The organism is Bacillus sp. FSL R5-0443 (assembly GCF_038608285.1).
Lineage (GTDB): Bacteria > Bacillota > Bacilli > Bacillales > Bacillaceae > Bacillus > Bacillus velezensis.
The window spans coordinates 4,111,538-4,136,458 of the sequence record NZ_CP152013.1 but is presented as its reverse complement, the minus strand read 5'-3'; the positions used below and the strand labels follow the sequence as shown (position 1 = coordinate 4,136,458).

The window sequence follows — 24,921 nt, the reverse complement described above, 5'->3', positions numbered from 1 at the left end:
TTCATTTGCGGAATCGAAATTTGCTTTACTTCTCCGGTTTTTTCGGAAACTTCTTTTTCGAACGGGGAATTTGGATTTTATATTTAACAAGTATGAATTATTCATTGTTTCTAGTGGGCATCCTGCAATCGGTCCTGAATTTGGCGATGTTTCTGGCGGAAGTGCCGAGCGGCGTCATCTCGGACAGAATCGGGAGAAAAAAATCGCTCTTGCTCGGCCATTTTATGGTCATTGTCTATTTGGTGATGTTCCTGAGCTTCCATAACTTCATCGCCCTCTTCATCGCCCATATTATATACGGTATCGGGCTGACGTTTATATCAGGAACGGATCACGCCTTTTTGTTTGATTCACTGAAAGAACAAGGGAAAGAAAAGTGGTACGGCAAATCCATCGGAAATTATAACGGACTTGTCATACTCGGTCTTGCGATCGCCATGGGCATCGGCGGCTACTTGCAGGAAATATCATGGTCGTATGTGTTTATCGCCGGGATTGTCACTCAGCTGATTGCAATGGCGGTCATTACACAGCTGACGGAAATCAAATTTGAAAACAGTGAACACGAAACGCAGACGGTCGGTGACATCTTAAAAGAAGTCAAAGATTTCTTCAGGCTGAACAAAGCCTTTAAATATCTGGTGCTGTCACTCTCCGTTTTCTTTGCGATTACATCGGTTTTTTATATGTACGGACAAGATCTGTTAAGTCAGGAAGGGCTGTCCGTGCGCAATATATCCATTATTTTTGCGGGACTGTCCATCTTGCAGGCGCTGTGCTCCATCTTTTCTTCCAAGCCGGCGGAAAAATTCACGCCGAGGCGCGTGCTTCTGCTGACATTCTGCATCATCGGGGCGGCCTACCTGTTTATACCTTCGGGCAGTCTGTACGTGACGATTGCAGCTTTTGTCGTCATTAACGCGCTCTATGATGTGATAGAACCCGTATCCAGTCAGGTGGTGAATAATGAGATTCCGTCCAGAACGAGAGCCACTCTGCTTTCCATTATCAGTTTGATGACCTCGCTCTTCATGTTCATTGCCTTTCCGTTTATCGGATTCTTAACGGACTATTTTGATTCAGCTTTGCTGCTGACCGCAATCGGGGTATTATCCATCTTATTGTCGCTGTTTATGATGCTCAGCTTTTACAAACTGAAAGCGAGCGTCGCCATCCAGAATAAAGTCGAGCTTTGAACCAGAATGACAAAGGGATGATGTGAGTTGCTGAATATTCATAATCTTACGGTAAATTTAGCGGGAGATACCATATTCAAACAAGTTTCTTTTTTCATCAATGAAGGTGAAAAAGTGCTTGTGGCCGGGCCGAACGGTTCCGGCAAAAGCACGCTGTTCAGGGTGCTTTCCGGAGAGCTTGAGGCAGATGAAGGAACGATTGCGATCAACAAAGGGGCGAAGGTCGGTTTGCTGAAGCAGATCGCTGATCCCCATGAGGATCTGACGTTGTATCAATATCTGGAAAAATCGTTTGAAGCTCTCGCGGCGATCCAGAACGAAATGAAGGCCATTGAGCTGAAGCTTTCGGAACCGATGAGTGATGACGAGCTGACTGCTTTATTGGAAAAGTACAGTCAATACACGGAAACATTTGAGCGGAACAACGGCTACCAGATGCATGCGATGATTGACGAGGTATGCAACGGGCTCAGCCTCAGCGAATTAAAGGATCAGCCGTTTTCAAAGCTGAGCGGCGGCGAAAAAACAAAAGCCGGCCTTGCCGAAATTTTAATCCGCAACGACGACGTTATACTGCTGGACGAGCCGACCAACCATTTGGATGTCCATGCGATTGAGTGGCTTGAAGGGTTTATTAAAAAATCGAACAAAACCATTCTGTTTACGACCCACGATAAAACGTTTGCCGACCAAACGGCGATGAAGGTGCTCGAGATTGACGATACCGAGGTGAAGATTTGGCCTTACGGCTTCAGCGAATACTTGAAAAAGCGGGAAGAATTCATCATCGCCCAGTTTGAGAAATATGAAGAACAGCAGAGAAAAATACAGAAGATGAAGGAATCCATCGCCCAGCTGAGAGATTGGGCCAACCGCTCAAATCCGCCGTCTGTCGGCCTGCACAGACGCGCGAATAATATGGAAAAGGCGCTGAAAAGGATCGAGCTGATCAATAAGCCGGTCCGGACGGAGCAAAAATTAAAAAACGCATTTCAGGAAGCGGGCGCCGGTTCAAAAGATATTGTGTTCATTGAAAACGGAAAGGTGACCAACGGATCTTCTCTTTTATATCAAAATGTGAATCTGCGAATAAAGCATAAAGACAGAATCGGCATCGTCGGCAGAAACGGCGTCGGCAAAACAACGCTGATCCGCTGCATCATCGGGGAAAGAGAACTGTCGGACGGCACCATTAAAGTGGGAGAAAATCTTAAAATAGGCTACATTGATCAAAAGAGCCATGTCGGAGATTCGAGTCAGACGATTCTGCAATTCTTTAAAGAAAATCTGCTGACTGAAGAGGGCATGGCCCGGAATATGCTGGCCAAGTACGGATTTTACGGGTCGTCGGTCTTTAAAAAACTTTCCGTCCTGTCGGGCGGTGAGAGAATCAGGCTGAAGCTGTCCATCTTAATGGAAAAAAAGCTGAATGTCCTGATCCTGGATGAGCCGACCAACCACTTGGATATTGAATCTCAGGAAATTCTCGAAAACAGCCTGATGCAGTTTCAAGGCACCATCATCTGCGTTTCTCACGACAGAAACCTGCTGGAGAAGTTCAACAAGATTTTCTGGCTTGAGAATCAAAACGTCACCATCTTTTCAGGTCCATACAGTTACGCCAAACAAAAAAAACGGCAGATTGCCGAATAAAAGGGGAATGGATATGACCATTGACAGACTGACAATCAATGAGTTATCGTACGATCTTTTTGTAAGCGAGTATGCTGATAAGAAACCTTTTATTTTGACGGGGGCAATGGATCACTGGGAATGCAGGCCGTGGACGCTTGAATACATTGACGAACACTATGGGGACAGAATGGTCACCATCCGGAAATCAGATATCGAAGGGGTCAAAACGTTTAAACAAGTAAAGCTTTCCAACTATATCGAGTACATTGATCAGAATGATGACAAATGGTACTGTGACTGGAATTTTACGCAGCTGAACCAAAATGACTTAGACCTTGTCTATTCCGCACCCGAGTATTTTACAAAAGACACATTGAGAGCGGATGAAGAAACGGGACGGGACTGGAAATGGTTCTTTCTCGGTTCTAAGCAGACAGGCACACCGCTGCATCAGGATTTTAACAACACGCACGCGTGGAACGGCGTCATTTTTGGGGAGAAGGAATGGATCTTCTATCATCCGGACGACTCTCCGTATTTGTACGAAGGAAATATCAATGTCTTTGATGAAAAAGACATTGAGCAAAAACCGCTGGTGAAAAAGGCGTCTCCGATCCGCTTCAGACAAAAGGCGGGAGAAATCATTTACGCGCCGCGCCATTGGTGGCATCAAGTCGAGAATACGGAACATACATTGGCAGTGAGTGAGAACTTTTGGTTTACCGGAGAGCGGCTTGCCAATCAGATATAAACGAAAGGCTGAGGAGCATCTCAGCCTTTTTTTGTATGGATTCATTTCATCCGGTCCAGACCGAATTTTTTCAGGCGGTATTGCAGGCTCTGTCTGCTGATTCCGAGCTCGTTTGCCGTTTTGGATATGTTATTGCCGTGTTTTCTCAGGGTTTTTTCGATCATGTATTTTTCGAAGTTTTCCATTTTGTCTTTTAAATCGGTGCCGGGCTGGGTGCTTGCGGCGGCTTTGGCTTCCGTGTCAGCCGGTTTGATTTTCATCCGGTATTGGTAAGGCAGGTGGGCCGCCGTAATCGTCGTTTCATCCGTCATAAAGTTCATGGCGCCTTCAATCATATGTTCAAGCTCGCGGATGTTGCCCGGCCAGTCATATTCCAGGAAGAATCGCTGCACATCGTCACTGATCGAATCGACATGCATTTGGAACAGGTGATTGTTTTTCTGGATAAAGACTTCGGCCAGAGGCAGAATATCCTCCTTGCGCTCCCGGAGCGGGGGAATGATCAGTGTGACAACGCTTAAGCGGTAGTATAAATCTTTGCGCAGCCGCTCTTCCGAAATGGCGGTGATCGGGTCTTCATTCATCGTGGCGATGATGCGGACGTCAATCGGTTTGTCCTGCGCTGATCCGATGCGCCTGATTTTCTTTTCCTGAAGGGCGCGGAGCAGTTTTGCCTGCAGGCTGAGGTTGAGCGAGTTGATCTCATCAAGGAGCAGGGTGCCTCCCTGCGCCTGCTCAAATAAGCCGGGCTGGTCGATGGCTCCGGTAAAGGCGCCTTTTTTCGTGCCGAATAAAATACTTTCGACCAGGCTATCCGGCAGGGCGGCGCAGTTTTGTGAGATGAACGGGGCGCCTGAGCGCTGGCTGCCGTTATGAATGCTTTGGGCGAACAGTTCCTTGCCCGTTCCCGTCTCGCCGGCCAAAAGCACCGATGATGATGTGCGGGTTGCCCGTTTTGCGTTTTCGATGACTTCCCGAATAACCGAGCTGTTGCCGAGAATACTGTCAAACGTGTAGCTGTTCTGTTCTTTCCTGTGCATGTTCTCCCTGATCAGCCGTTCGAGCTTGGTGACGTCCTTGGCGATTTCCACGGCTCCCTTGATCTCGCCGTTTTGCACAATCGGGAAGGTGTGGTTGATCGTCGTGATTTCCTGGCCTTTGTTATTGAAATAGCTTTGCTTTACATTTTTAATCGTTTTGCCTTCTTGAAGGGCCTGAACGAGCGTACTGTCCTGCTGATTGGAAAACATAAATACATCAGTCAGGTTTTTATGCAGGACGTCCCGTTCATCCATATCTTCAATCTGCATCATTTTCTTATTGTAAATGACGGTGCTGCCCTTCTCGTCCACCACATGCAGCCCGACATCAATCTCTTCCAAAATGCTTTGTAACACGAGTGTGTAAAATTCGCTGGTTGTGTGCAGGTCAATTCCTCCTCTCAATCGTCTTAACATTCATTATTTTAAAATAAATCGAACTGGAAACGCAAAAAACTTTTGCGCTTGGACAATGTTTAAAAATAAATGGAAATTTAGGTAATAAAACCATTGACTTTTTTAGGAAAAGGGCTAATATTTAGATATATACTTAAATATCTAAATTATGTATGTATGAGAGGGGGAAAGTTTTTGAATAAAGCTTTTAAAGCACTGGCCGATCCTACAAGGAGAAGAATTTTGGACTTATTAAAGAAACAAGACATGACAGCTGGTGAAATTGCGGAACACTTCGACATGTCAAAACCCAGTATTTCTCATCACCTTACCATATTGAAAAATACTGATTTGGTTCACGATGAGAGGAAAGGCCAATTTATTATGTATTCATTAAATACCACTGTATTACAGGATCTTATAGGCTGGTTCTTTTCTCTGACTGATTCAGAACATGATAATAAGAAAGGCGGGGAATCATGAAAAAATATCTCTTTTCAGCAGGAATCATAGTTTTAACTGTTTTCACATGGGTTTGCACATATTCATCTTTACCGGACAATTTGGCGACACACTGGGGATTAAACGGAAGTGCAAATGATTACCAAACGAAAGCTAATGCGATGATGATGCTTATTGGCATCATGATTATTCTATATATTTTAATGGTTATCATCCCTAAGATTGATCCTAAAAATAACTACAAAACATTTATCCGGCCATATATGGCTATATTTAATACAATGTTTGCGGTTCTGTTTGTCATTAATCTGATTACCATCTTGACCGGTCTGGGATATGATCTCCCTATATCTTATTTAGGAAACTTTATAGTGGGAGTCATTTTCATGGTGTTTGGAAACTTCATTCAGATCGTTAAGCCTAATTTCTTTTTAGGGATAAGAACACCTTGGACGCTGAGCAGTGAAAGAGTTTGGAAGGATACACACAGGGTTAGTTCGAAACTTTTTGTCTTAGCGGGCATGCTCATGATGCTTGCAGCTTTTTTGCCGCCGGTGTATAGAGTGTCAGTCATTTTCATGTCTGCGATCGGCTGTATCATATTATCTTTACTATATTCTTACATTGTATATCAGAGACAATTGAATAAATAACTGTTGAGTAGGAGCAATCTAATTGGATTGCTCCTATTTTGTCAGCGGGAAACGCAAAAAAATTTTGCGCTTGGCTGAAGTTTGCACACAAACTGCCGGAAAATTTTGCGGGAAAAGAAAGAATGCTGGCGAAACATCCCGTTTTTTCGGATTGGCACGGAACTTGCTTTATAAAAAGGGAAAGCAAGATCTAATGTTGAATGATTACAAAACAAGGGGGAATCAGATTATGTCAGCTTTCACAAAATCTCAAGAAATTATCAGCCAAACTTCACATTACGGCGCGAACAACTATCATCCTCTGCCGATTGTTATTTCTGAAGCGCAGGGTGTTTGGGTAAAAGACCCTGAAGGCAATCAATATATGGATATGCTGAGTGCTTATTCTGCGGTGAACCAGGGGCACAGACATCCGAAGATCATTCAGGCGCTGAAGGATCAGGCTGATAAAATCACTCTGACGTCACGCGCGTTCCATAATGATCAGCTCGGTCCGTTTTATGAGAAAACAGCCAAGCTGACCGGAAAAGATATGATTCTGCCGATGAATACGGGGGCGGAAGCCGTTGAATCCGCTGTCAAAGCGGCGAGACGCTGGGCATATGAGGTCAAAGGAGTAGCGGATAATCAGGCGGAAATCATTGCGTGTATCGGCAACTTCCACGGCAGAACGATGCTTGCGGTATCCCTTTCTTCAGAAGATGAGTATAAACGCGGTTTCGGACCAATGCTTCCGGGTATAAAATTAATTCCATACGGAGACGCAGAAGCGCTGCGCCGGGCGATCACGCCGAACACAGCCGCTTTTTTATTCGAACCGATTCAGGGAGAAGCGGGCATCGTCATTCCGCCGGAAGGATTTTTACAAGAAGCGGCCGCCATTTGTAAGGAAGAAAATGTGCTTCTGATCGCTGATGAAATTCAGACGGGACTCGGCCGCACAGGGAAAACATTCGCGGTTGACTGGGAAAATATCGTACCGGATATGTTCATCTTAGGCAAAGCACTCGGCGGGGGCGTCTTCCCGATTTCGTGCATCGCGGCGAACCGTGACATTCTCGGTGTGTTTAACCCGGGTTCCCACGGCTCGACATTCGGCGGAAACCCGCTCGCTTGCGCGGTATCGCTCGCATCTCTTGAAGTCCTTGAGGAAGAAGGGCTGGCAGAGCGTTCCCTTCAGCTTGGCCGTTATTTTAAAGAAGAGCTTGAGAAAATCGATAACCCGATCATAAAAGACGTGCGCGGACGCGGCCTGTTTATCGGCGTTGAACTGACAGAAGCGGCCCGCCCGTACTGTGAAAAGCTGAAAGGCGAAGGGCTTTTATGCAAAGAAACACATGATACCGTGATCCGTTTTGCACCGCCGTTAATGATTTCCAAGGAAGACTTGGACTGGGCGATCCAAAAGATCACAAACGTGCTTCAAAACGCGTAAAACCTTGATGCGGCAATGCTTTCCCTCGGCTTGTATGGAATTTACAAATAAAAAATTCAGCACACTCTATTTGCGCGGCGACAGTATTTTAGTATAATGTATCTTTATGTACGAAAATGAATTTCATATAACATTCATATACAAATAGAGGCTCTTTGGACAGCAAATCGGTTTCAAAGCACCGGCTTGGTTCCAATACAAGTTGCTGAAGGGGTGCAGAATAGTGAATACAAATCAAAAAGAGAATCAGCTTCAGCGCACAATGAAATCACGCCATTTGTTTATGATTTCTTTGGGCGGAGTGATCGGCACCGGGTTTTTCCTGAGTACCGGATTTACAATTAACCAGGCGGGACCGCTGGGCGCGGTTCTGTCTTATCTGGTCGGCGGTTTTATTATGTTTTTGACAATGCTCTGCTTAGGCGAGCTTGCGGTTGCCCTTCCCGTATCAGGGTCGTTTCAGACGTACGCAACCAAATTCATCAGCCCCGCTTTCGGTTTCGCATTCGGCTGGCTCTACTGGCTCGGCTGGGCGGTGACATGCGCCATTGAGTTTTTATCTGCGGGGCAATTGATGCTCCGCTGGTTTCCGCATGTTCCCGTATGGGTGTGGTGCCTCGTGTTTGTCGGACTGATGTTTCTTTTGAACGCCATTACCACAAAAGCGTTCGCTGAGTCGGAATTTTGGTTTTCCGGTATTAAAATTTTAGTCATTCTGCTGTTTATTATTTTGGGCGGCGCCGCCATGTTCGGCCTGATTGACATGAAACACGGCGAGCAGGCTCCTTTCTTCTCTCATTTTTATGAGGATGGATTGTTTCCGAACGGCATTAAGGCTATGCTTATTACGATGATTACCGTAAACTTCGCGTTCCAGGGAACGGAGCTGATCGGGGTTGCCGCGGGAGAAAGTGAAAATCCCGAGAAAACGATTCCGCGCTCTATCCGGCAGACGGTATGGAGAACGCTTGTCTTTTTCGTTCTCTCCATCATCGTCATTGCCGGGATGATTCCGTGGAGGCAGGCGGGAGTGGTCGAAAGCCCGTTTGTCGTGGTGTTTGAACAAATCGGTATTCCATATGCCGCCGATATTATGAACTTTGTTATCTTAATTGCGCTGCTCTCAGTGGCCAACTCAGGCCTGTTTGCATCGACGCGTATCTTATATGCCATGGCGAACGAAGGACAAGCCTTTAAATCGCTCGGCAAAATAAATAAACGCGGCGTGCCGATGAACGCTCTGATCGTGACGCTGGCCGTCGCCTGCCTGTCACTGCTGTCTAAAGTGGCAGCGCCGGAAACCGTTTATATGTTTCTCTTATCATTAGCCGGACTAAGCGCGCAGGTCGGCTGGATTACGATTTCCCTGTCACAGCTGATGTTCAGACGGAAATACATCCGCGAAGGCGGCAAAGTGGAAGACCTGAAGTTTAAAACACCGCTGTACCCGGTGCTGCCTATTATCGGGCTGACGTTAAACACGGTTGTTCTGATCAGCCTCGCATTTGATTCAGAACAGCGGCTCGCCCTTTATTGCGGCATCCCGTTCATGGCGGTGTGCGTTATCGTCTATCATCTGTATGTAAAGAAGCATAAGCAGTCAGAAAAACAGATAGAGCTTTAAATCTTTTCGTGTCCAAGTCATCTTTGAGAAACCCGCACAGGACAACATACAACATGTTGAGGTGGAAAAACGGATGAACAAGAATATCTCAGTTATTGGAATGCCGATGGATTTAGGACAAGCACGACGCGGAGTGGACATGGGCCCGAGCGCCATCCGCTATGCGCATCTCATTGAACGGTTATCTGACATGGGGTATGCGGTGGAAGACTTAGGCGACATCCCCGTCAATCGTGAAAAACTCAAAAATGATGAAGAGCTGAAAAATCTGAACTCTGTGCTCTCGGGGAACGAGCAGCTCGCCCAAAAGGTGGACAGCGTCATTGAGAATGAGCGGTTCCCTCTCGTCTTGGGCGGCGATCACAGCATCGCGATCGGAACGCTGACAGGAACGGCAAAGCACTATAAACAGCTCGGCGTCATCTGGTACGACGCGCACGGCGACTTAAACACCCTGGAAACATCGCCGTCAGGCAATATTCACGGAATGCCGCTGGCCGTCAGCCTCGGCGTCGGGCACGACACGCTGGTGAATCTGGGCGGGTATACCCCGAAAATCAAGCCGGAGAACGTCGTCATCATCGGCGCGAGATCGCTTGATGAAGGCGAGCGTGAGTACATTAAGGAAACAGGCATGAAGGTCTATACGATGCATGAGATTGACCGCCTCGGCATGACAAAGGTCATTGAAGAAACCATTGACTACTTGTCAGACTGTGACGGCGTTCACCTCAGCCTTGACCTCGACGGCCTTGATCCGAGCGACGCGCCCGGCGTAGGCACACCTGTCGTCGGCGGCATCAGCTACCGTGAAAGCCATTTGGCAATGGAGATGCTGTATGATGCCGACATCATCACTTCAGCTGAATTTGTCGAAGTCAACCCGATCCTCGATCACAAAAACAAAACCGGCAAAACAGCGGTCGAGCTGGTAGAATCTTTGTTAGGAAAAAAACTGTTATAAAATATGCGCCTCCGCACCTGCGGAGGTTTTTTTGTTGCCACGAGGAAACTAGCGGGCTGCCACCCTCTTTTTGAACCTGTAAATATGATATATTTATTACACAAAATGGGAAAGGGAGGTGTCCTGACAGATGGCTGAAGTGATGGCCCACGAAACAGTTGCGAAAAAAATCAGTGACTGGTATGAGGAAATCAAAAAGCACAACACTGAATCGGCTGAGGCGTTAAGAGAACAACTGCTTACGGATCTGCAAAATATGACACAAAATCAAACGGTGCTCCTTTATTTTAATTTAATTGATTCCCGCTATAAGCTTTTGATGGAAGAGTATGAGAAAACAGACGGCATTTTAAAAACGATCCAGCTGAACGCCGATAAAGAAAAAACAGATCAGATGATTCAATACTACTATTATTTCTTTTCCGGAATGCACGAGTTTTACCGTAAACGGTTTATGAACGCCATTAATTTTTACCGGATTGCTGAAAGCAGGCTCCGGCACATACCGAATGAGATTGAAAGAGCCGAGTTTAATTATCAAGTGGCGATTGCCTACTATGAAATCCGCCAAAACTACTTTGCGATGAACCACGCGGAAAAAGCGTTGGAGATCTACAAAGCCAATGAAATGTACGCGGTCAGAGAAGCACAGTGTTTAATGGTGATCGGCTGTAACAGAATGGACTTGTTTCACTACCAGAAAGCCGAAGAGCTCCTGCAGACGGCGGTTCATCAAGCCGCCAAAGCGGGCGATCCGCATATTGAGGCGCTCGCCCACTTTAACGCAGGCATTTGCTATGAAAGACAGGAAAAGCTTGAGGAGGCGCGGGTCGAGTTTGAAACGGCTCTCGATCAAAAGGAGCATTTGCAATCAGCGTATTCGGTGCGGAGTCTGTACATGCTGGCCAGAGTGTTATTGAAACAGGAACAGACGGATGAGGGCCGGTTTTGGCTGCATAAAGCGCTGAATGCCGCTGAAGAAAAAAACGAGCCCGTATACACCCAAAAGCTGCGCATCTTACAGCATGTCTTTATTGACCGCAATGAAGAAGCGCTTGAATCAGCTTTCGCCGAGTTAAGAAGGAAAGAGCTGTGGAGTGACGTTTCCGACTTGTCGTATCAGGCCGCGGCGCATTTTAAAAAACAGGAGAATTACAAACCGGCGGCGAAGTATTTTCAAGAATCAATTGATGCCAATGACCAAATTTTGAGATTAACGGAGGGGATTCGTAATGAAAACATGTAAATTCATTGTACTCTCAGCAGCCTTGGCAAGTCTCATTTCGATTGGATTATTTGCGCAAACTGGTTCAACGGCACAAGCCGAACAAATCATAAAACTGGCGGAAAACGGAGCTTTCGGATAATACTTCATGATACCGCTTTCAGTCCGTGTTTTGTAAGGAGTGATTCAATGGCTATCACGCTGCGGCCGATGACAGGACAAGAATTTCAGTCCTATCTCGCTCATTCAACCAAGCATTACGGTGAAGAAAAGGTAAAAGCGGGAACGTGGCTGCCTGACGAAGCGCCGGAATTAGCGGAGCTGGCGTTTGAAGACCTGCTTCCTGACGGCTTGGAGACGGCCGATCACTATTTATGGACGCTGACATTGGACGGAAAGGAAAATGCCGGCTGGCTGTGGCTGCACGCCGATCCGGACCACCCGCAGCAGGACGCATTTATTTATGATTTCGGCCTTCATCCGCCTTTCCGCGGCAAAGGCTATGCGAAAGAGGCGCTCGCAAGGCTGGAGGACAAAGCCAAAGACCTGGGTGTCCGCAAGATTTCTCTCCATGTGTTCGCTCATAACGAAACGGCGCGGAAGCTGTATGAGAAGACCGGATTTCTGGAGACGGATGTCATCATGAGCAAAAAGCTGTCATGAAAAGAGGCCCGCACGATGGGCCTCTTTTGTTATTCATCTAACAATGTCATCATGTGTTCCGGATAACGCTCGCCGGCCGCGGTGCCGATCGGAAACATCTCATCCAAACGCGCCTTCACATCCTCGGGAAGCACAATGTCGAGAGCGGCGAGGTTCTCTTCCAAGTAGTGTTTCTTTTTTGTGCCCGGGATCGGAATGAGATCATCGCCATTTGCGAGAACCCATGCGAGCGCAAGCTGAGGAGCAGTGATATTCATTTCCCGGGCAATGGCGGTAAGTTTTTGGACGAGCCCTATATTCACCGCCAAATTGTCTCCCTGGAATCTCGGCGTTCTTCTTCTGTAATCATCGGCATCCAGCTGATCGGTCGACGTCATCTTTCCGGAAAGAAAACCTCTGCCGAGCGGACTGTAAGGCACAAATGAAATGCCGAGCTCACGGCAGGCGGGCAGCACATGCTCCTCCGCTTCCCTGCTCCATAAAGAATATTCCGATTGAAGCGCGGCAATCGGGTGAATGCGGACGGCGCGCCTGATCGTTTCTGCGGAAGCCTCTGACAATCCGATATATCTCACCTTTCCTTCGTCTATCAGCTCCTTCATGGCGCCGACAGTTTCTTCAATCGGCACCCGCGGATCAACCCGGTGCAGAAAGTAAAGGTCGATATAATCCGTCCCAAGGCGTTTCAGACTGGCGTCACACGCTTTTTTCACATAATCGGGCCGTCCGTTAATTTCGATAAACTCACCCTTTTCGCTTCGGACATAACCGAATTTCGTCGCGAGGTAAAGCTCCTTTCTGAATGGGGCGAGTGCTCTGCCGACAAGCTCTTCATTTGCACCCAATCCATATTGATCAGCCGTATCAAACAAATTCACGCCGAGATGAACGGCATGATGCAGGGTGGAAATCGACTCTTCCTCACTCTGGCTGCCGTAGTATTCCGACATGCCCATGCACCCTAACCCCATTGCGGAAACCCGCATCGAACCGATCGTTCTGTCCTTCATATGTCCTCCCCCTTTCTTGTATGATAACCGGATTTCCTGATATTTGAAAATGTTTTATGCATATGATTTACATATTGTTATAAAATTTTTAAAAATCTGTAAATTATCTATTTTTTTATCGCAATTCCGTCATATAATACAAATGTGGAAAAATTATACTCAAAGAAAAGAGGCGAAGTAATATGTGTAAAAAGCTGTTCAAAGCCGTCCTCCCGTTTGCCCTGTCATTCACCATGGTTCTGTCATTCTCCGGTATGAATGTAAAAGCGAAAGAAACAGAAACAGCCCGCTACGCAAAAGAAATCGCAGAGCTTCAGCAGGGCACGACTCCTCAAGACGTTCTCCAATCCGCCAAAGAGCTTGCTAAACAGAAGCACGTTTCAACAGAAGTAATTCTCAAGCAGTTTCATCAAGAAATCACGGCAGACAAGGTGCAGGGAAATATAATCGCTTCCAAAGAAGGGCTCTCTGCGATGGGCGGATCGTCAGGAACCAAAAAACTTCCGAAAAGCACAAAAGGCAATATTTATTACACGAACTCATACACCGCTTATTACAACCACGGGCATGTCGGCATGTATTCATCCGCTGATAAAATTGTTGAATCCGTGCCGGGAGACGGCGTCCGCCAGATTGCTTATAACGGCAGAGAAGTCGAAGACAATTCAATCGTTCAGACCGTGAAAGTTACCGATGCCCAAAAACAAGCCGCCGCTGACTGGGCTGTATCAAGAGTCGGTGATGAGTACTCCTTCAACTTCGTCAATAACAGAAATACGGGCCATGAAGGCGCCAAAAACTGCTCAAAACTGCTGTGGTCGGCATTCCTTTTAAAAGCGGGGATTGATATCGACTCTAATGGCGGCTTAGGCGTATACCCGCGCGACATCACAAGCTCGTCCTACACAACCACGATTCTGACCATTCACTAAGGAGAACAACGTGAAAAAAATCATCTGGATACCCTTAGTGATCATCGCCGCCGCAGCGGTTTTATGCTTCTTCTATTTCCGCACGGAAGATCCTGCGGAGGTTGTGAGAGACACATTAAATGACCCTGATTTTCTGAAAGATAAAGAGGCGCTGCTGTACTTCTCCACTGCGGCTGACCAAGACACGTTCGGCGGCGGAAAAAGCTATGCCCTCTTCGCCGATGAAAAAGGACGGCTTTCTTCTTATCACATGAAGGGGCTTGAGCTCGGATCGGCCAAAGTGCATGACGGCAGCGTGCTGCTGGAGGACAAAAAAGGAATCTATACCGTTCAGGACGGCCTTCACACGTATAAAAGAGCGTACCAGCATACGGGAGACAGCGCGGGATATATCGAACGGGCGAAAGGCTTTTACACGCTGTATAATTCGGGCTACGACAAGAGCGGCGGCAGCTATCGCTCAGAGCTGTACCGCCAGATTGACGGCAGGTGGAAGCAAAACGTCATCCCGCACTACATCCGCGCTTCAGGCTTTTTTAAAGATCATCTTTTCGCACTCACGCCGACAGATGACGAAAAAGGCTATCACATCCAAGACATTCAGACCGATAAAGAAAAGCTCCATACAACATCAATCGCGACATGGACGTATAAAGAAGGCACGTCTGTCGAATCCCAGCTCACCGCGGACGACAGCGCCGTCTGCTTTGTCACCAGAGGGGAAAAAGCAGATCATATCTATCAAATGGTGAAAGTCATGAAAAACAACGGCGCCATCAAAACGTATGACATCGCCGCTTATAAAAATGACGAACAGACGATCTATGACTCCATGCCGTTCAGCTTCAAAAAAAGCTTTTTCATGGAGCGGCGCAGCTTCTATTTCGTTGACGGCTTCGGAAACGTGTACCGTATCAACCCTGAGACCGGAAAAAGCAAAAAAGCCTTCAAGCTCCCCGCATCACGAATGAAAGCCGACTTCAAGGAGCTGACCCATCAAAACGGAAAGCTGTATCTGTTTACGTACAGCTACAAAAAGCCCGCCAAAATCGAATCCTTCGACCTGAAAACGGGCAAAAAGCTGAATGACCTGACCATCCCAAACTTAAAAAACATCGTCACGCCGAAAAGCCATCTCAAGCTGTATGATGTGCAGGTGATGGGTGGGTTTTGAAGAGTATAAACATTTCGGAAGAGCTTGCCGCTTTTGGTAAGCTTTTTATAATGAAACGTTACTGCAAGAAAGAAGGTGGTCATTTGAAATCATTCAGTATCTTCTTATTGTTGTCCATCATTTGTATAACCATTGTTTTTGTCATAATGAATATGTTGATTGGATACCCTGATGTGAGTAACGGGGCATTGATTATGATTGTATATATCGTTGTGACCCTCTTAATCAGGCTATATAACAAGAAGACAGTCGGTGAAGGAGGGAGCCGATGAAGAAAAAGCTTGCCGCGGTGACCGTCACCATTCTCCTGGTTTCCGTAATAACCAACTCTTTTTTAAACGGCGGAAAGCCGGACTGGATTGATGTTTGCTCTACACTGCTGGCGTGTCTATTAGGAATTCTGTTCGTCCTTCGCTTAGAAAAAAGAGAAAACACGTAAAGAGCCGGATGCTGCAAACGCCGGCTCTTTTTGCGCGTGATTTGCCGAATTGTGGATAAAACTCAGCCCGAAGCACTACTAACATGTGTATAAATAGGTTATATTGAAAAGAGAACAATTGCCGCGTGCAAAAGAAAACCGGAGGATGTAACAATGAAAACCGCTTATTATTCTTGTGAAGAACATATCGAAACCGTGCTGGACATGTACATAGATGATCATGAGCTTCCGCCCGAAATCAGAAAAATCGAACATACTAACAGTTTATCCACAGCCTGTGAATTATGTGGGGACACTGCAACATATCTAGTAGGGAACGAATGATCCTACACAAAATACAGAAAAGATATCCACAATTGTGGACAATATATATGAATAACTTGTTTCTAAAGTGGGGATGACCTGTGAATATCAATATTGTGACCATCGGAAAACTAAAAGAAAAATACCTCAAGCAAGGCATTGAAGAATACAAAAAACGACTCTCAGCCTACGCAAAAATCGACATCATCGAACTCCCGGACGAAAAAGCCCCGGAAAACCTGAGCGACCAAGACATGAAAATCGTCAAAGACAAAGAAGGCGAACGCATCCTGGCCAAAATCAGCCCGGACACCCACGTCATCGCCCTTGCCATCGAAGGAAAAATGAAAACATCCGAAGAACTAGCCGATACAATAGATAAGCTGGCGACTTATGGAAAAAGCAAAATCACCTTCGTCATCGGCGGCTCACTCGGATTGAGTGACGCAGTGATGAAGCGAGCGGATGAAAAGCTGTCATTCTCGAAGATGACATTTCCTCATCAGTTGATGCGTCTGATTTTAGTGGAGCAGATTTATCGGGCGTTTCGGATAAATCGTGGGGAGCCTTATCATAAGTGAGTGAGGTTTTAAAAAAATGTTAGACATTAGAATCAAAAATATGAAACTGATTATGCCACAATATATTGGAAATGATAGGGGGTTTTGCAGTAGGTAAATATCCCCTCCCTTTTTCCACTTTAATTTTTAAAATGAAGTAAGATTAATTAAAAAACATTACTCATCTTAAAATGAATAGGGGTAGAGAATAATGAGTGGTAAAGAAGAAAGAACTTTATCAGAGGTACGATGCATTAACAAGGTAGGTGAAGTGGTAAGAGAGCAATTCAAAGGAGAATTTATTGAATTTCCACAAAGGATAGATAACGGATTTGATGGTATTATCCTCTGGAGAGAAAAAGGAAATATTATTGATGTAATATATGTACAATGCAAAGGTGGAAATAGTTATTTACCTGTTAATAAGGATGGTAAGTTTAGACTTCAAAATTTAACCAGAAATTATGTGAAGGAACACAAAGAGGTTTGGAATAAAGCACCAAGCCCAGCTATTCTTGTAGTTACCGATAATAATAAAAAAGCTTGGTGGATAGACTTAAAAAGTAATGATAGCTATGATTCTACTGGAGAAGAGCTCTATGGTAACAGCAGTAGAATTTTTAATGTTAAAGCTAAAAGAGAATTAAAAAATTTATTATCCAAAAAGTTAAGACAAAATGGTATCCCAAATTTACGGATTAGAAGTAGCGGTTTACCAAATTACTTAGTCGAAAGTAGTTTAAAGAAGGTTTCCAGAACAGTATATAAAGAACTAGCGAAAAATAAAATAAATTCTAATTGTATGGAGTTAGATGGTAAAATAGAATTTACACGTGTTGGTTGGAAACATATTACGAGGTCTAAAAGAAGTAAAGAAAGAATTGCTCAGTCATTAATGCTATTACCTGTTGTTAAGGAAATTATTAATAATGCAACAGATTATGAGAAAGTAGAGGCTAAATATTACAATGATGCTAGGACCGGAAATAAGGCTATTTTAGAAAAGTTAGTTATCCATGCACAAAGTAGTTTTAGTTATAGATTTCCCTCAATAATTAGAGTTGTATTATTGAGAAAAAGGGAATTCAATACTGGAGGAGAAACTGAAAGAGTTTGGTTTTACTCAGTTTATGAATCAAGGAGGAAAAAATATTTAGAACAAATTTTGGGGTAGAGACTTGCTCGGCAAATTAGCTACCAAGCGCATTTGGAAAAATTCCCGCGCCTTTTAACACTTTTTGTTAAAAAACTGAAGTGTCAAACAGTTTCAACCAGAGCCAGCCTCTCCTTAATTAAAGATTATATTAATTTCTGAAATTAGTCAATGAGTGGTTTAGAGAGCTTTAATAAGGAGAATTTTAAGTCATTTCGTAATCCTTATTTAAAAGTGTAAAACAATCAAGAGATTTATATATGAACAAACTCCAAGAATTTAGTAAGGGCTATCAAAAGGATTAAATTATTGAAGTACTCTATCAAGGAGATTGGGTATTTTTGTTTGTTCCTATTATGCCAGAATATTAATTTATAAAAATTATTAGGGTGAACAAAAATGGCAAATTACTCACAATAAAAAATTAACAAAGTCCATATTAATCTATTAAAGAACCTTAAAGAAGTAGAAATAGATTTTCCAGGTAGTGGACTAACTGCTTTAATAGGTATAAATGGTTCAGGAAAATCTACAATCTTACATGCCTTAGCCTGTTGTTATAAACCTGTAGACGAAAATAAAACTACCAATTACAAATTCAGTCAGTTTTTCACCCCGACTGTAGATTCACTTTGGCAAGGTAGTCGTTTTACCATGTACCATGATTATAGACTTGGTAGCAAATTATACGAAAATGAAGAAACCATTTATTCTAAAAACACTGATAGATGGTCACCAAAGTATAACCGAAGAATTCCACGAGATGTTTTTTATATTGGTATAAGTTCTGGAGTTCCTAAAATAGAAGAAGAAAAAAGGCAAAGTTTCATAAAATATAGTACCACTACTTTGGATGATACTGTCTCTAGAATTATTAAAGAAAAAGCTGGTTATATAATGAATCGTGATTATAGCTCTTATAATTTGCACAGTGACTCAAAAGGAAAGTATATTGGTGTTGAATATAATCAAACTAAATATTCTTCTTTGAGTATGTCCGCTGGTGAACAAAGGATTTTTAAAATCTTAGCTGAAGTTTATAATGCTCCAAAAAATTCACTAATTTTAATTGATGAAATTGACTTACTTCTACATGTATTTGCCTTTAAGAAATTAATTAGAATTCTACATCAAAGAGCGGAAGAAAAAAAACTACAAATTGTATTTACAACTCATTCAATAGATATTTTAAACTATAGCGATCTCATTAATATACGACATTTACATAGTACTTCTGAAAAGACAATTTGTTTAACAGATACAAAACCAGATACTATTTATCGAATAACAGGTGAGAGTACTAGACCTATTGAATTATTTGTGGAAGATGATTTAGCTTTTACAATTGTAAATCAAATAATTGAATCATTAAATATGTCCAGATATGTAAATGTTACACGTTTTGGTGCTGCACAAAACTGCTTTACTACAGCAGCAGGAATGTTACTATCCAATAAGTTGACTACACAGTGTCTATTTATTCTCGATGGGGATATGTATGTTCGTGAAGAGGATAAAATGGAAAGAATAAAAAGTGCATTAACTGGTACAACTCAAGAAAATTACGAAATGAGAGAAAAGCTTTTAAGTTATATAATTCATTTTAACTTACCGGATGGTGTTGCCCCTGAACTTTTTATTCATAGCCTTTTGAAAGAACTGTTAATCCCTAACCAAATAGTTGAAACTGCAAAGGAAATACAAAAAATGGATAATACTCATAAATATGTGGACGATATAATTGAAAGAATGAATTATCAGAGTAAAGAAGTGGGATTAAGTAAAATTATTGATGTTGCAAGCCAACACGAAAGATGGGAACAGTATATAGCTCCCATTAAAATATGGCTTAATGCTCGTAGACATGAGTTAATAGAAGACGTTCCTAATGAACAAGTAATTCAAACAACCTAACGGATTACTTTTTAGTAATACAAAACTAGCTGAAAACCTCATTTAGATACATCACGGTGAGCCGTATCATAAGCGAGGTAAAATCTTCAGGAAAGATAAGGATCTTCTGAAGATTCCTTCCCATGAAAATGATTCTTGTGAAGAGTGTAACGTGCGGTTCTATACAATTTACTTCAGGATCTTCTTAATTAGAATACTAGAGCTACCTTAAAAGTGTCAGTGGTGAATCAAACATCAAGTTGATAATCTTGATTTGTCGTCCGTCTACAAGTAAGTCAATTTTCATAGCTACTTGTATCTTGTATGAACTTTTGCTTACGAAAATTTCATAGTCAATATTGGGGATTCTAAGTTAACCAATAATGATATAAGAGAAAGCTTGATCCTGGATCAAATACAGTGAGGGTAAATTGAAGAACCAATTGTACAAGTAAAACTGCTAAAGAATGAATTAAATTATTCAATAATCGCTGGATGCGAGGTTATGAAGTGTATGTGTTTAGTAAATGGATGAGAGATAGGAAATTAAAACTTTTTGTCGACCACTACTTAATTGCAACTATTGTACAATTTCAATAATTAAATGGAAAAATTGTTAAGAGGTCTGACAAAGAGTATTTACAAGTATGATATTATATCCTTGGTACTAGTTTTCTCAAAGTGTTCGGCACTAAAGTAAATACTTATAATTGTAAATAAGCGACAATATCATGGCAGTTTTTCAAGGTTCGGCACGTTATTTTTTGGTTATATTTTTATGACTCAATAAACTGACATTATTTAATATGATAATTTAATGATATACAAACTCTAATTGTAAGTAGGATGAATATAATGAAAAAAGAAGTAACCCCCTTTTTAAAGTGGGCAGGTGGAAAAAGGTGGTTGATACAACAATATCCTGAATTATTCCCCACTGAATACAATACATATTTTGAACCGTTTTTGGGAAGTGGTGTAGTATTTTTCCATATACAACCTGAATTTGCAGTATTGAATGATACTAATAAGGACTTAATAGATGCATATAAAGCAATAAGAAGTAGATGGAGAAAGGTTTACACTCTTTTATCAGAGCATCATAAAAATCATTGCAAAAATTACTATTATAACATCAGATCGACAAGCTATTGTTCTTTAGAAGAAAGAGCAGCCAAAATGATTTACTTAAATCGAACATGTTTTAATGGGATTTATCGTGTTAACAAGAAGGGTGAGTTTAATGTGCCTATAGGTTCAAAAACTCAAGTCCTTTTAGATACAGATGATTTTCAAAAGATTTCCAAGATTCTCAAAGGTATTAAGTTATTTAATACTGACTTTGAGAAAGTTATAAACCTTTCTAGAGAACATGATTTTGTTTTTGTAGATCCACCCTACACCGTAAGGCACAACTCTAATGGTTTTGTTAAGTACAATGAAGTTTTATTTTCCTGGGAGGATCAAGAGAGATTAGCACAGTGCCTTATTAAGGCTAAGAATAGGGGGGTAAAAATTTTGATGACAAATGCTGCACATCCCTCAATCCGACAATTATATGAGCCTAATGGCTTTAATATTAAAGCTGTATCTAGGTACAGCTCAATTTCTGCAAACAAAAAAAGTAGAAGTAATTATCAAGAACTTTTAATTTTTTGCAATCTATAAAGGAGGAATTTTTAATGAATAGTATAGAACAATTAGTGGCAAGTGCCTCAGTAAGTGAGAATCCCTTACACGTTTTAACAAGTTTTCTAGAAGAACAAAAAAGACTTGAGGACGCTAGACAAGTAGAGAATATGAAATTCGTTGGTTACACGCTAGAATTAAACTATGACTCAGCTAAGATTATCACATCTGACCCTTATAAAATAGCTGTAGGTGGTATTCCGCGAGGCTCTTTTTTAATATTAGTCCCTAATGATTTCCGGGGATTACCTGTGCACTTTACACTACTAAGGGTAGCTGGTGTATCACCAACACCCCTAAGTAATCACGTTCAACAAACATATTTTGAATTACATAAGAAATCAATGCCTGAATTAGATGTTTGGACACAAAGTGAGCTGCAATGGGGGGCATTGGATTGTGATGTAATAGGAATGTTCTATCAAAATCCCACTGATTCAAAAAAGTTAGAATTCTCTGGGGATGTTAATAATGTCGTTAGTGCACATCGCTATCAAGTATATTCCCCTAACCAAGAAATACTAGATTTAATTGTAAACGGTTTAGTTAATTCAAACGGGCGGTATTCTTTAGGTAATCTTCGGGCTACTGAATGTCTTTTAACTAGTGATACAAGTCAACAACCAGAAGTTAAAATATCAGTTGAAGATTTTAAGGGTACGAGAACTGCTATGTTTGGAAAGACTAGACTTGGTAAATCAAATGTCGTAAAACTTATTGCAGAATCGATAATTAAATCTTCACGAATAGACCAAAATGTAGGTCAAATTATATTCGATATTAATGGTGAATATGCAAATGACAATCCACAAGATGGAAATAGATCTATTAGATCAGCTTATGAAGAACAGTGTGTAGTATATGCATTAACAAAACGCCCAGGTACTGAATCAAAAGATTTGCGCTTGAATTTCTATGAACATCCATCTTCCTGTAAAGACGTAATATCCACTCTACTAATTCAAGATAAGCAGCAAGCAAACTATGTAAAGAGTTTTAGTAGTGTTGTTCTTCCTTCTATTGAAGAAATTAACTCAGCTGATCAAAATGACAAGATTAGAATGATTAGGAAAGTGCAATTATATTGGGCGATTCTAAAAAAAGCTGGTTTTCCTTGTGAAGAAAAAAATTTAAGAGATTTAAAATTAAGAGTTAGAAACACGTTTGATTTTAATCCGGGATTCTCAAAAGAAATTCGGGATACCATTCACGGTGACACAGTACCGGCAATACCTAAAACCATTGATGATCTTGTTAGTGAAATAGAGGCGCTTGCAACATACATTTTAGATCATGGAACTTCTGAATTAAAGTCATCTTCGTCAGGTAAGCCCCTATTAGATGCTGATGATGAAGCGCTGATAAATTTCTTTAAACCTAAGTCAGGTAGTGGACCTATTATCCTGAGAGATTATATTCAATATCATTCAAAAGATGCAACTAACTTTACTAAGGAAATTCTTGAATATCTAGATGAAGGAAAAACTGTGATATTAGATCTGGGAAACGCTACTGATAAAATCAGACGTTATTTTTCTGATTTAATTTCACAATCTGTTTTTATTCATCAAGAGCAAAAATTCATAAATAATAATCTTGGTGGAAAATATATTCAACTGTATTTTGAGGAAGCACACAATTTATTTCCGCCCAACACAGATGACCATACTGGCATTTATTCTAGGTTTGCAAAAGAAGGAGCAAAATTCCACATCGGGATGGTTTACTCTACTCAGTCTCCATCAACAATTAGTAAAGAGTTGTTGGCCCAAACTGAAAATTTCTTTGTAGGTCATCTGTCATCAAGTGAAGAGACAAGAGCACTATCAAGAGTACAGACAGCCTTTAACGGTGTTGAAGAAGATATACAAAAGGCAAAAACTCCAGGATATATGAGAATGTTAACGATGTCACATAGGTTCGTTGTACCCCTTCAAGCAAATAAGTTTGAAGTGAAAGCAGGTAAGGAGTAATGGCATATAATAGTACTTCTAATTCTCCTTTTGAATATGCATCTAAATTGGGGCATCTTGATGTTATAGAAAGTGAGTGGGTGAAGTCTTTAGTCAAAGATTTTGAATCAAATTTTTACGAAGTTTCACAGAATGAAAAGGACGGTTGGGTACAAGCTAAATTAGAAGGTATAACTAAATTAAAACACTTTTGGGCTGTAGATGGCTCATATGTAACTGTTAGCTCTAATACCACTCCTCCTAGAGAGGTTTCCTTTGTAAAAGCAGGCTTGCTTTCTATTGAACAATCGAAACTTAATAGAATAGATAAAGAACAGCCTCATCCACTCCTGCTTAAGGATTTATTGGCAAAAAGTGCTGTACATCATTCTACAGTATTTCCGCTTAGAAACATTAAAACATCGATGGGTAGCAATTATAATTCTATCAGACATATAGTTAGGGACTCTTTAAAACTAGATCAAAAGGGGATTTTTTATGAAACTCTTAAATGGTTGGTTTATGAAAAATGGAGAGAGAAATATGTTCATTCTCCTGATTTCCAGTGTCCACATTGTGAAAGTCAAGTAAGTGGTCTGGAGCCTGATGAAGATAGTAAGAGTTGCGAAAGTTGCCAAAAAGAAGTTTATTTAACCGATATGATTGGCTTTCATTTAGATATGACTGAGGATAGTGCCCCAGAAAGCATAAGTTCTGCATACATGCTGGTCGTAGAACACGTTATGCTATTTACAGCAATTCGTTTATTATGGAATCATAAAGACAAGAATTTAGTCTCGGAAACCTTGTTTATTAAAGATGGGCCGCTCACATTGAGGAGTCAATATTCGAAGTTGGTACCCTCAATTCGCAATTTTTTAGAATACGCTAAGTTTGTAGAGAGGCCAATCTATATAATTGGTCAAGAAAAGTCTGGTGTATTTGTTGATCATCTTGAGAAGATCTCTAGAGAGATAAATCCTAAAAACAGAGATGAGTCAATGCATTATTCTGTGTTAACCCATGAGTACATTAGAAAAGAAGTATATAGAACTCCTGATTTATTGAATTCTTATGGTAAAAGAACGAATTGGGGAGAAAAGGTTTATGTGAAGACGGATCCTAACACTTACTTAGTATTAAATATTCCTACTGGTCAATACGTTGACTTAAAAAGCCACCCTAATGATAATGATTTAATTGGATTAAAAAAGATATTAAAAACACTACCCGATATTATAAGCCATCGTTATACAGGTGCTCTTTTTCCAATAGAGTTAGCTAATGGTATAGCATCAATGTCTAGTTACCCTTCCTCAAGTATTCTTCAAAGGTTTTTAGAAGAAAATATGTCATGAAAACTACTTCTATATTATATTTGAATGATTTTCAAGTGTTATAAATATAAGATAGCAAAGGGGAGAGAGTTTATAAACACCTCTCCCTTTTTATATGAGAGCATTATTTTAACTAAAAATTCATTACAGTGAAGAAGTATTCAATTGGGTCTCTACAAATACACGCAAAGGCAGCGAGATTATCGAATAAAATGGACTATTTTCAAGTGTATGGCTGTTGGATATGGCCATGATCCGGGTTTAGACCGAACTCGTTCAGGATATCTCAGCAGATTGCTTTGTCCTTACGCAAATTTCTGCTGCTGATGATAAGTGCTCCCCCTCCATCTTGACTTCTTTTTACTGATACTTTAAGCACGGGTGAACTCCTAACTGCTTCTAAATTGTATTCAGGTCGGTTTTGGACTGAAATAC

General features: G+C 41.9%; 23 protein-coding genes. 21 read left to right on the top strand and 2 right to left on the bottom strand.

Annotation, left to right across the window (positions count from 1 at the left end; translation table 11 throughout):
• Positions 1-5: 5 nt before the first annotated feature.
• Genes NYE28_RS20820 through NYE28_RS20810 form a run of 3 tightly spaced genes read left to right on the top strand, consistent with a single transcriptional unit; the run spans position 6 to position 3,582 of the window.
• The gene (locus NYE28_RS20820) at positions 6-1,196 is read left to right on the top strand and encodes an MFS transporter (RefSeq protein ID WP_014306161.1); all 1,191 of its coding nucleotides are present in this window, start codon (positions 6-8) and stop codon (positions 1,194-1,196) included.
• A gap of 27 nt (positions 1,197-1,223) precedes the next feature.
• Entirely contained in the window at positions 1,224-2,849 is a 1,626-nt protein-coding gene (locus tag NYE28_RS20815) for an ABC-F family ATP-binding cassette domain-containing protein (RefSeq protein ID WP_072589768.1), read from the top strand.
• A gap of 13 nt (positions 2,850-2,862) precedes the next feature.
• Positions 2,863-3,582 (top strand): cupin-like domain-containing protein, encoded by a 720-nt coding sequence (locus NYE28_RS20810; protein WP_025285562.1) that lies wholly within the window; start codon positions 2,863-2,865, stop codon positions 3,580-3,582.
• A 41-nt stretch (positions 3,583-3,623) separates the two neighbouring features.
• On the opposite strand, the gene NYE28_RS20805 is transcribed toward NYE28_RS20810, so the two are convergent.
• The gene (locus NYE28_RS20805) at positions 3,624-5,009 is read right to left on the bottom strand and encodes a sigma-54-dependent Fis family transcriptional regulator (RefSeq protein WP_160242669.1); all 1,386 of its coding nucleotides are present in this window, start codon (positions 5,007-5,009) and stop codon (positions 3,624-3,626) included.
• Positions 5,010-5,213: 204 nt separating this feature from the next.
• Between NYE28_RS20805 and NYE28_RS20800 the strand changes: the two genes are divergently transcribed.
• The 8 genes from NYE28_RS20800 to NYE28_RS20765 all read left to right on the top strand — a co-directional run bounded on the left by NYE28_RS20800 (position 5,214) and on the right by NYE28_RS20765 (position 12,044).
• A complete protein-coding gene (locus tag NYE28_RS20800) occupies positions 5,214-5,501 on the top strand; it encodes an autorepressor SdpR family transcription factor (protein ID WP_015240946.1) in 288 nt (95 codons plus the stop codon).
• Positions 5,498-6,133 (top strand): SdpI family protein, encoded by a 636-nt coding sequence (locus NYE28_RS20795; RefSeq protein WP_063093748.1) that lies wholly within the window; start codon positions 5,498-5,500, stop codon positions 6,131-6,133. The genes NYE28_RS20800 and NYE28_RS20795 overlap by 4 nt, the downstream gene beginning before the upstream one ends.
• Positions 6,134-6,362: 229 nt before the next feature.
• Positions 6,363-7,568, top strand: coding sequence for an ornithine--oxo-acid transaminase (locus NYE28_RS20790; RefSeq protein ID WP_004393130.1), 1,206 nt, complete (start codon positions 6,363-6,365; stop codon positions 7,566-7,568).
• Positions 7,569-7,791: 223 nt separating this feature from the next.
• Entirely contained in the window at positions 7,792-9,192 is a 1,401-nt protein-coding gene (locus NYE28_RS20785; RefSeq protein ID WP_020958097.1) for an amino acid permease, read from the top strand.
• Between the two features lie 73 nt (positions 9,193-9,265).
• Positions 9,266-10,156 (top strand): arginase, encoded by an 891-nt coding sequence (gene rocF / locus NYE28_RS20780; RefSeq protein ID WP_169510212.1) that lies wholly within the window; start codon positions 9,266-9,268, stop codon positions 10,154-10,156.
• 130 nt (positions 10,157-10,286) lie between these two features.
• Positions 10,287-11,402 (top strand): aspartate phosphatase, encoded by a 1,116-nt coding sequence (locus NYE28_RS20775; RefSeq protein WP_025285560.1) that lies wholly within the window; start codon positions 10,287-10,289, stop codon positions 11,400-11,402.
• On the top strand, positions 11,389-11,523 hold the full coding sequence (locus tag NYE28_RS20770; protein ID WP_342490243.1) for a hypothetical protein: 135 nt from the start codon (positions 11,389-11,391) through the stop codon (positions 11,521-11,523). Before NYE28_RS20775 ends, NYE28_RS20770 begins: the two co-directional genes overlap by 14 nt.
• 47 nt (positions 11,524-11,570) lie before the next feature.
• Complete coding sequence (locus tag NYE28_RS20765) at positions 11,571-12,044, top strand: GNAT family N-acetyltransferase (RefSeq protein WP_012118883.1); 474 nt, start codon at positions 11,571-11,573, stop codon at positions 12,042-12,044.
• Positions 12,045-12,073: 29 nt separating this feature from the next.
• Here NYE28_RS20765 and NYE28_RS20760 read toward each other — a convergent pair whose 3' ends face one another.
• Positions 12,074-13,054 carry an aldo/keto reductase gene (locus NYE28_RS20760; protein ID WP_012118882.1) on the bottom strand — a complete coding sequence of 327 codons (981 nt, stop codon included), beginning with the start codon at positions 13,052-13,054 and terminating at the stop codon, positions 12,074-12,076.
• A gap of 182 nt (positions 13,055-13,236) precedes the next feature.
• Here NYE28_RS20760 and NYE28_RS20755 point away from each other — a divergent pair, with 182 nt between their 5' ends.
• From NYE28_RS20755 to NYE28_RS20710, 10 genes are all read left to right on the top strand, one after another.
• Positions 13,237-13,986 (top strand): hypothetical protein, encoded by a 750-nt coding sequence (locus NYE28_RS20755; RefSeq protein ID WP_342490242.1) that lies wholly within the window; start codon positions 13,237-13,239, stop codon positions 13,984-13,986.
• A gap of 10 nt (positions 13,987-13,996) precedes the next feature.
• Positions 13,997-15,160 (top strand): hypothetical protein, encoded by a 1,164-nt coding sequence (locus NYE28_RS20750; protein ID WP_337681382.1) that lies wholly within the window; start codon positions 13,997-13,999, stop codon positions 15,158-15,160.
• A gap of 268 nt (positions 15,161-15,428) precedes the next feature.
• Positions 15,429-15,599 (top strand): hypothetical protein, encoded by a 171-nt coding sequence (locus NYE28_RS20745; RefSeq protein ID WP_007407875.1) that lies wholly within the window; start codon positions 15,429-15,431, stop codon positions 15,597-15,599.
• Between the two features lie 153 nt (positions 15,600-15,752).
• Positions 15,753-15,923, top strand: a complete 171-nt coding sequence (locus NYE28_RS20740) for a CxxH/CxxC protein (protein ID WP_004393147.1) — start codon at positions 15,753-15,755, stop codon at positions 15,921-15,923.
• 80 nt (positions 15,924-16,003) lie between these two features.
• Positions 16,004-16,483: a 23S rRNA (pseudouridine(1915)-N(3))-methyltransferase RlmH gene (rlmH, locus tag NYE28_RS20735; RefSeq protein ID WP_007407874.1), complete on the top strand. Its 480-nt coding sequence runs from the start codon at positions 16,004-16,006 to the stop codon at positions 16,481-16,483.
• A 190-nt stretch (positions 16,484-16,673) separates the two neighbouring features.
• The gene (locus NYE28_RS20730) at positions 16,674-17,636 is read left to right on the top strand and encodes a DUF4365 domain-containing protein (RefSeq protein WP_326133982.1); all 963 of its coding nucleotides are present in this window, start codon (positions 16,674-16,676) and stop codon (positions 17,634-17,636) included.
• Positions 17,637-18,038: 402 nt separating this feature from the next.
• Entirely contained in the window at positions 18,039-19,529 is a 1,491-nt protein-coding gene (locus tag NYE28_RS20725; RefSeq protein WP_342490489.1) for an AAA family ATPase, read from the top strand.
• Between the two features lie 834 nt (positions 19,530-20,363).
• On the top strand, positions 20,364-21,176 hold the full coding sequence (locus NYE28_RS20720; RefSeq protein ID WP_326133984.1) for a Dam family site-specific DNA-(adenine-N6)-methyltransferase: 813 nt from the start codon (positions 20,364-20,366) through the stop codon (positions 21,174-21,176).
• 14 nt (positions 21,177-21,190) lie between these two features.
• A complete protein-coding gene (locus tag NYE28_RS20715) occupies positions 21,191-23,170 on the top strand; it encodes a DUF87 domain-containing protein (protein WP_337681385.1) in 1,980 nt (659 codons plus the stop codon).
• On the top strand, positions 23,170-24,507 hold the full coding sequence (locus NYE28_RS20710) for a hypothetical protein (RefSeq protein WP_337681386.1): 1,338 nt from the start codon (positions 23,170-23,172) through the stop codon (positions 24,505-24,507). Before NYE28_RS20715 ends, NYE28_RS20710 begins: the two co-directional genes overlap by 1 nt.
• Positions 24,508-24,921: the final 414 nt, after the last annotated feature.

Bases quoted from the DNA above. Each gene is read 5' to 3' on its own strand.
- NYE28_RS20810 (WP_025285562.1), top strand. From the start codon at position 2,863: ATGACCATTGACAGACTGACAATCAATGAGTTATCGTACGATCTTTTT.
- NYE28_RS20795 (WP_063093748.1), top strand. From the start codon at position 5,498: ATGAAAAAATATCTCTTTTCAGCAGGAATCATAGTTTTAACTGTTTTC.
- NYE28_RS20790 (WP_004393130.1), top strand. From the start codon at position 6,363: ATGTCAGCTTTCACAAAATCTCAAGAAATTATCAGCCAAACTTCACAT.
- rocF (WP_169510212.1), top strand. From the start codon at position 9,266: ATGAACAAGAATATCTCAGTTATTGGAATGCCGATGGATTTAGGACAA.
- NYE28_RS20775 (WP_025285560.1), top strand. From the start codon at position 10,287: ATGGCTGAAGTGATGGCCCACGAAACAGTTGCGAAAAAAATCAGTGAC.
- NYE28_RS20770 (WP_342490243.1), top strand. From the start codon at position 11,389: ATGAAAACATGTAAATTCATTGTACTCTCAGCAGCCTTGGCAAGTCTC.
- NYE28_RS20765 (WP_012118883.1), top strand. From the start codon at position 11,571: ATGGCTATCACGCTGCGGCCGATGACAGGACAAGAATTTCAGTCCTAT.
- NYE28_RS20760 (WP_012118882.1), bottom strand. From the start codon at position 13,054: ATGAAGGACAGAACGATCGGTTCGATGCGGGTTTCCGCAATGGGGTTA.
- NYE28_RS20755 (WP_342490242.1), top strand. From the start codon at position 13,237: ATGTGTAAAAAGCTGTTCAAAGCCGTCCTCCCGTTTGCCCTGTCATTC.
- NYE28_RS20745 (WP_007407875.1), top strand. From the start codon at position 15,429: ATGAAGAAAAAGCTTGCCGCGGTGACCGTCACCATTCTCCTGGTTTCC.
- NYE28_RS20740 (WP_004393147.1), top strand. From the start codon at position 15,753: ATGAAAACCGCTTATTATTCTTGTGAAGAACATATCGAAACCGTGCTG.
- NYE28_RS20730 (WP_326133982.1), top strand. From the start codon at position 16,674: ATGAGTGGTAAAGAAGAAAGAACTTTATCAGAGGTACGATGCATTAAC.
- NYE28_RS20720 (WP_326133984.1), top strand. From the start codon at position 20,364: ATGAAAAAAGAAGTAACCCCCTTTTTAAAGTGGGCAGGTGGAAAAAGG.
- NYE28_RS20715 (WP_337681385.1), top strand. From the start codon at position 21,191: ATGAATAGTATAGAACAATTAGTGGCAAGTGCCTCAGTAAGTGAGAAT.
- NYE28_RS20710 (WP_337681386.1), top strand. From the start codon at position 23,170: ATGGCATATAATAGTACTTCTAATTCTCCTTTTGAATATGCATCTAAA.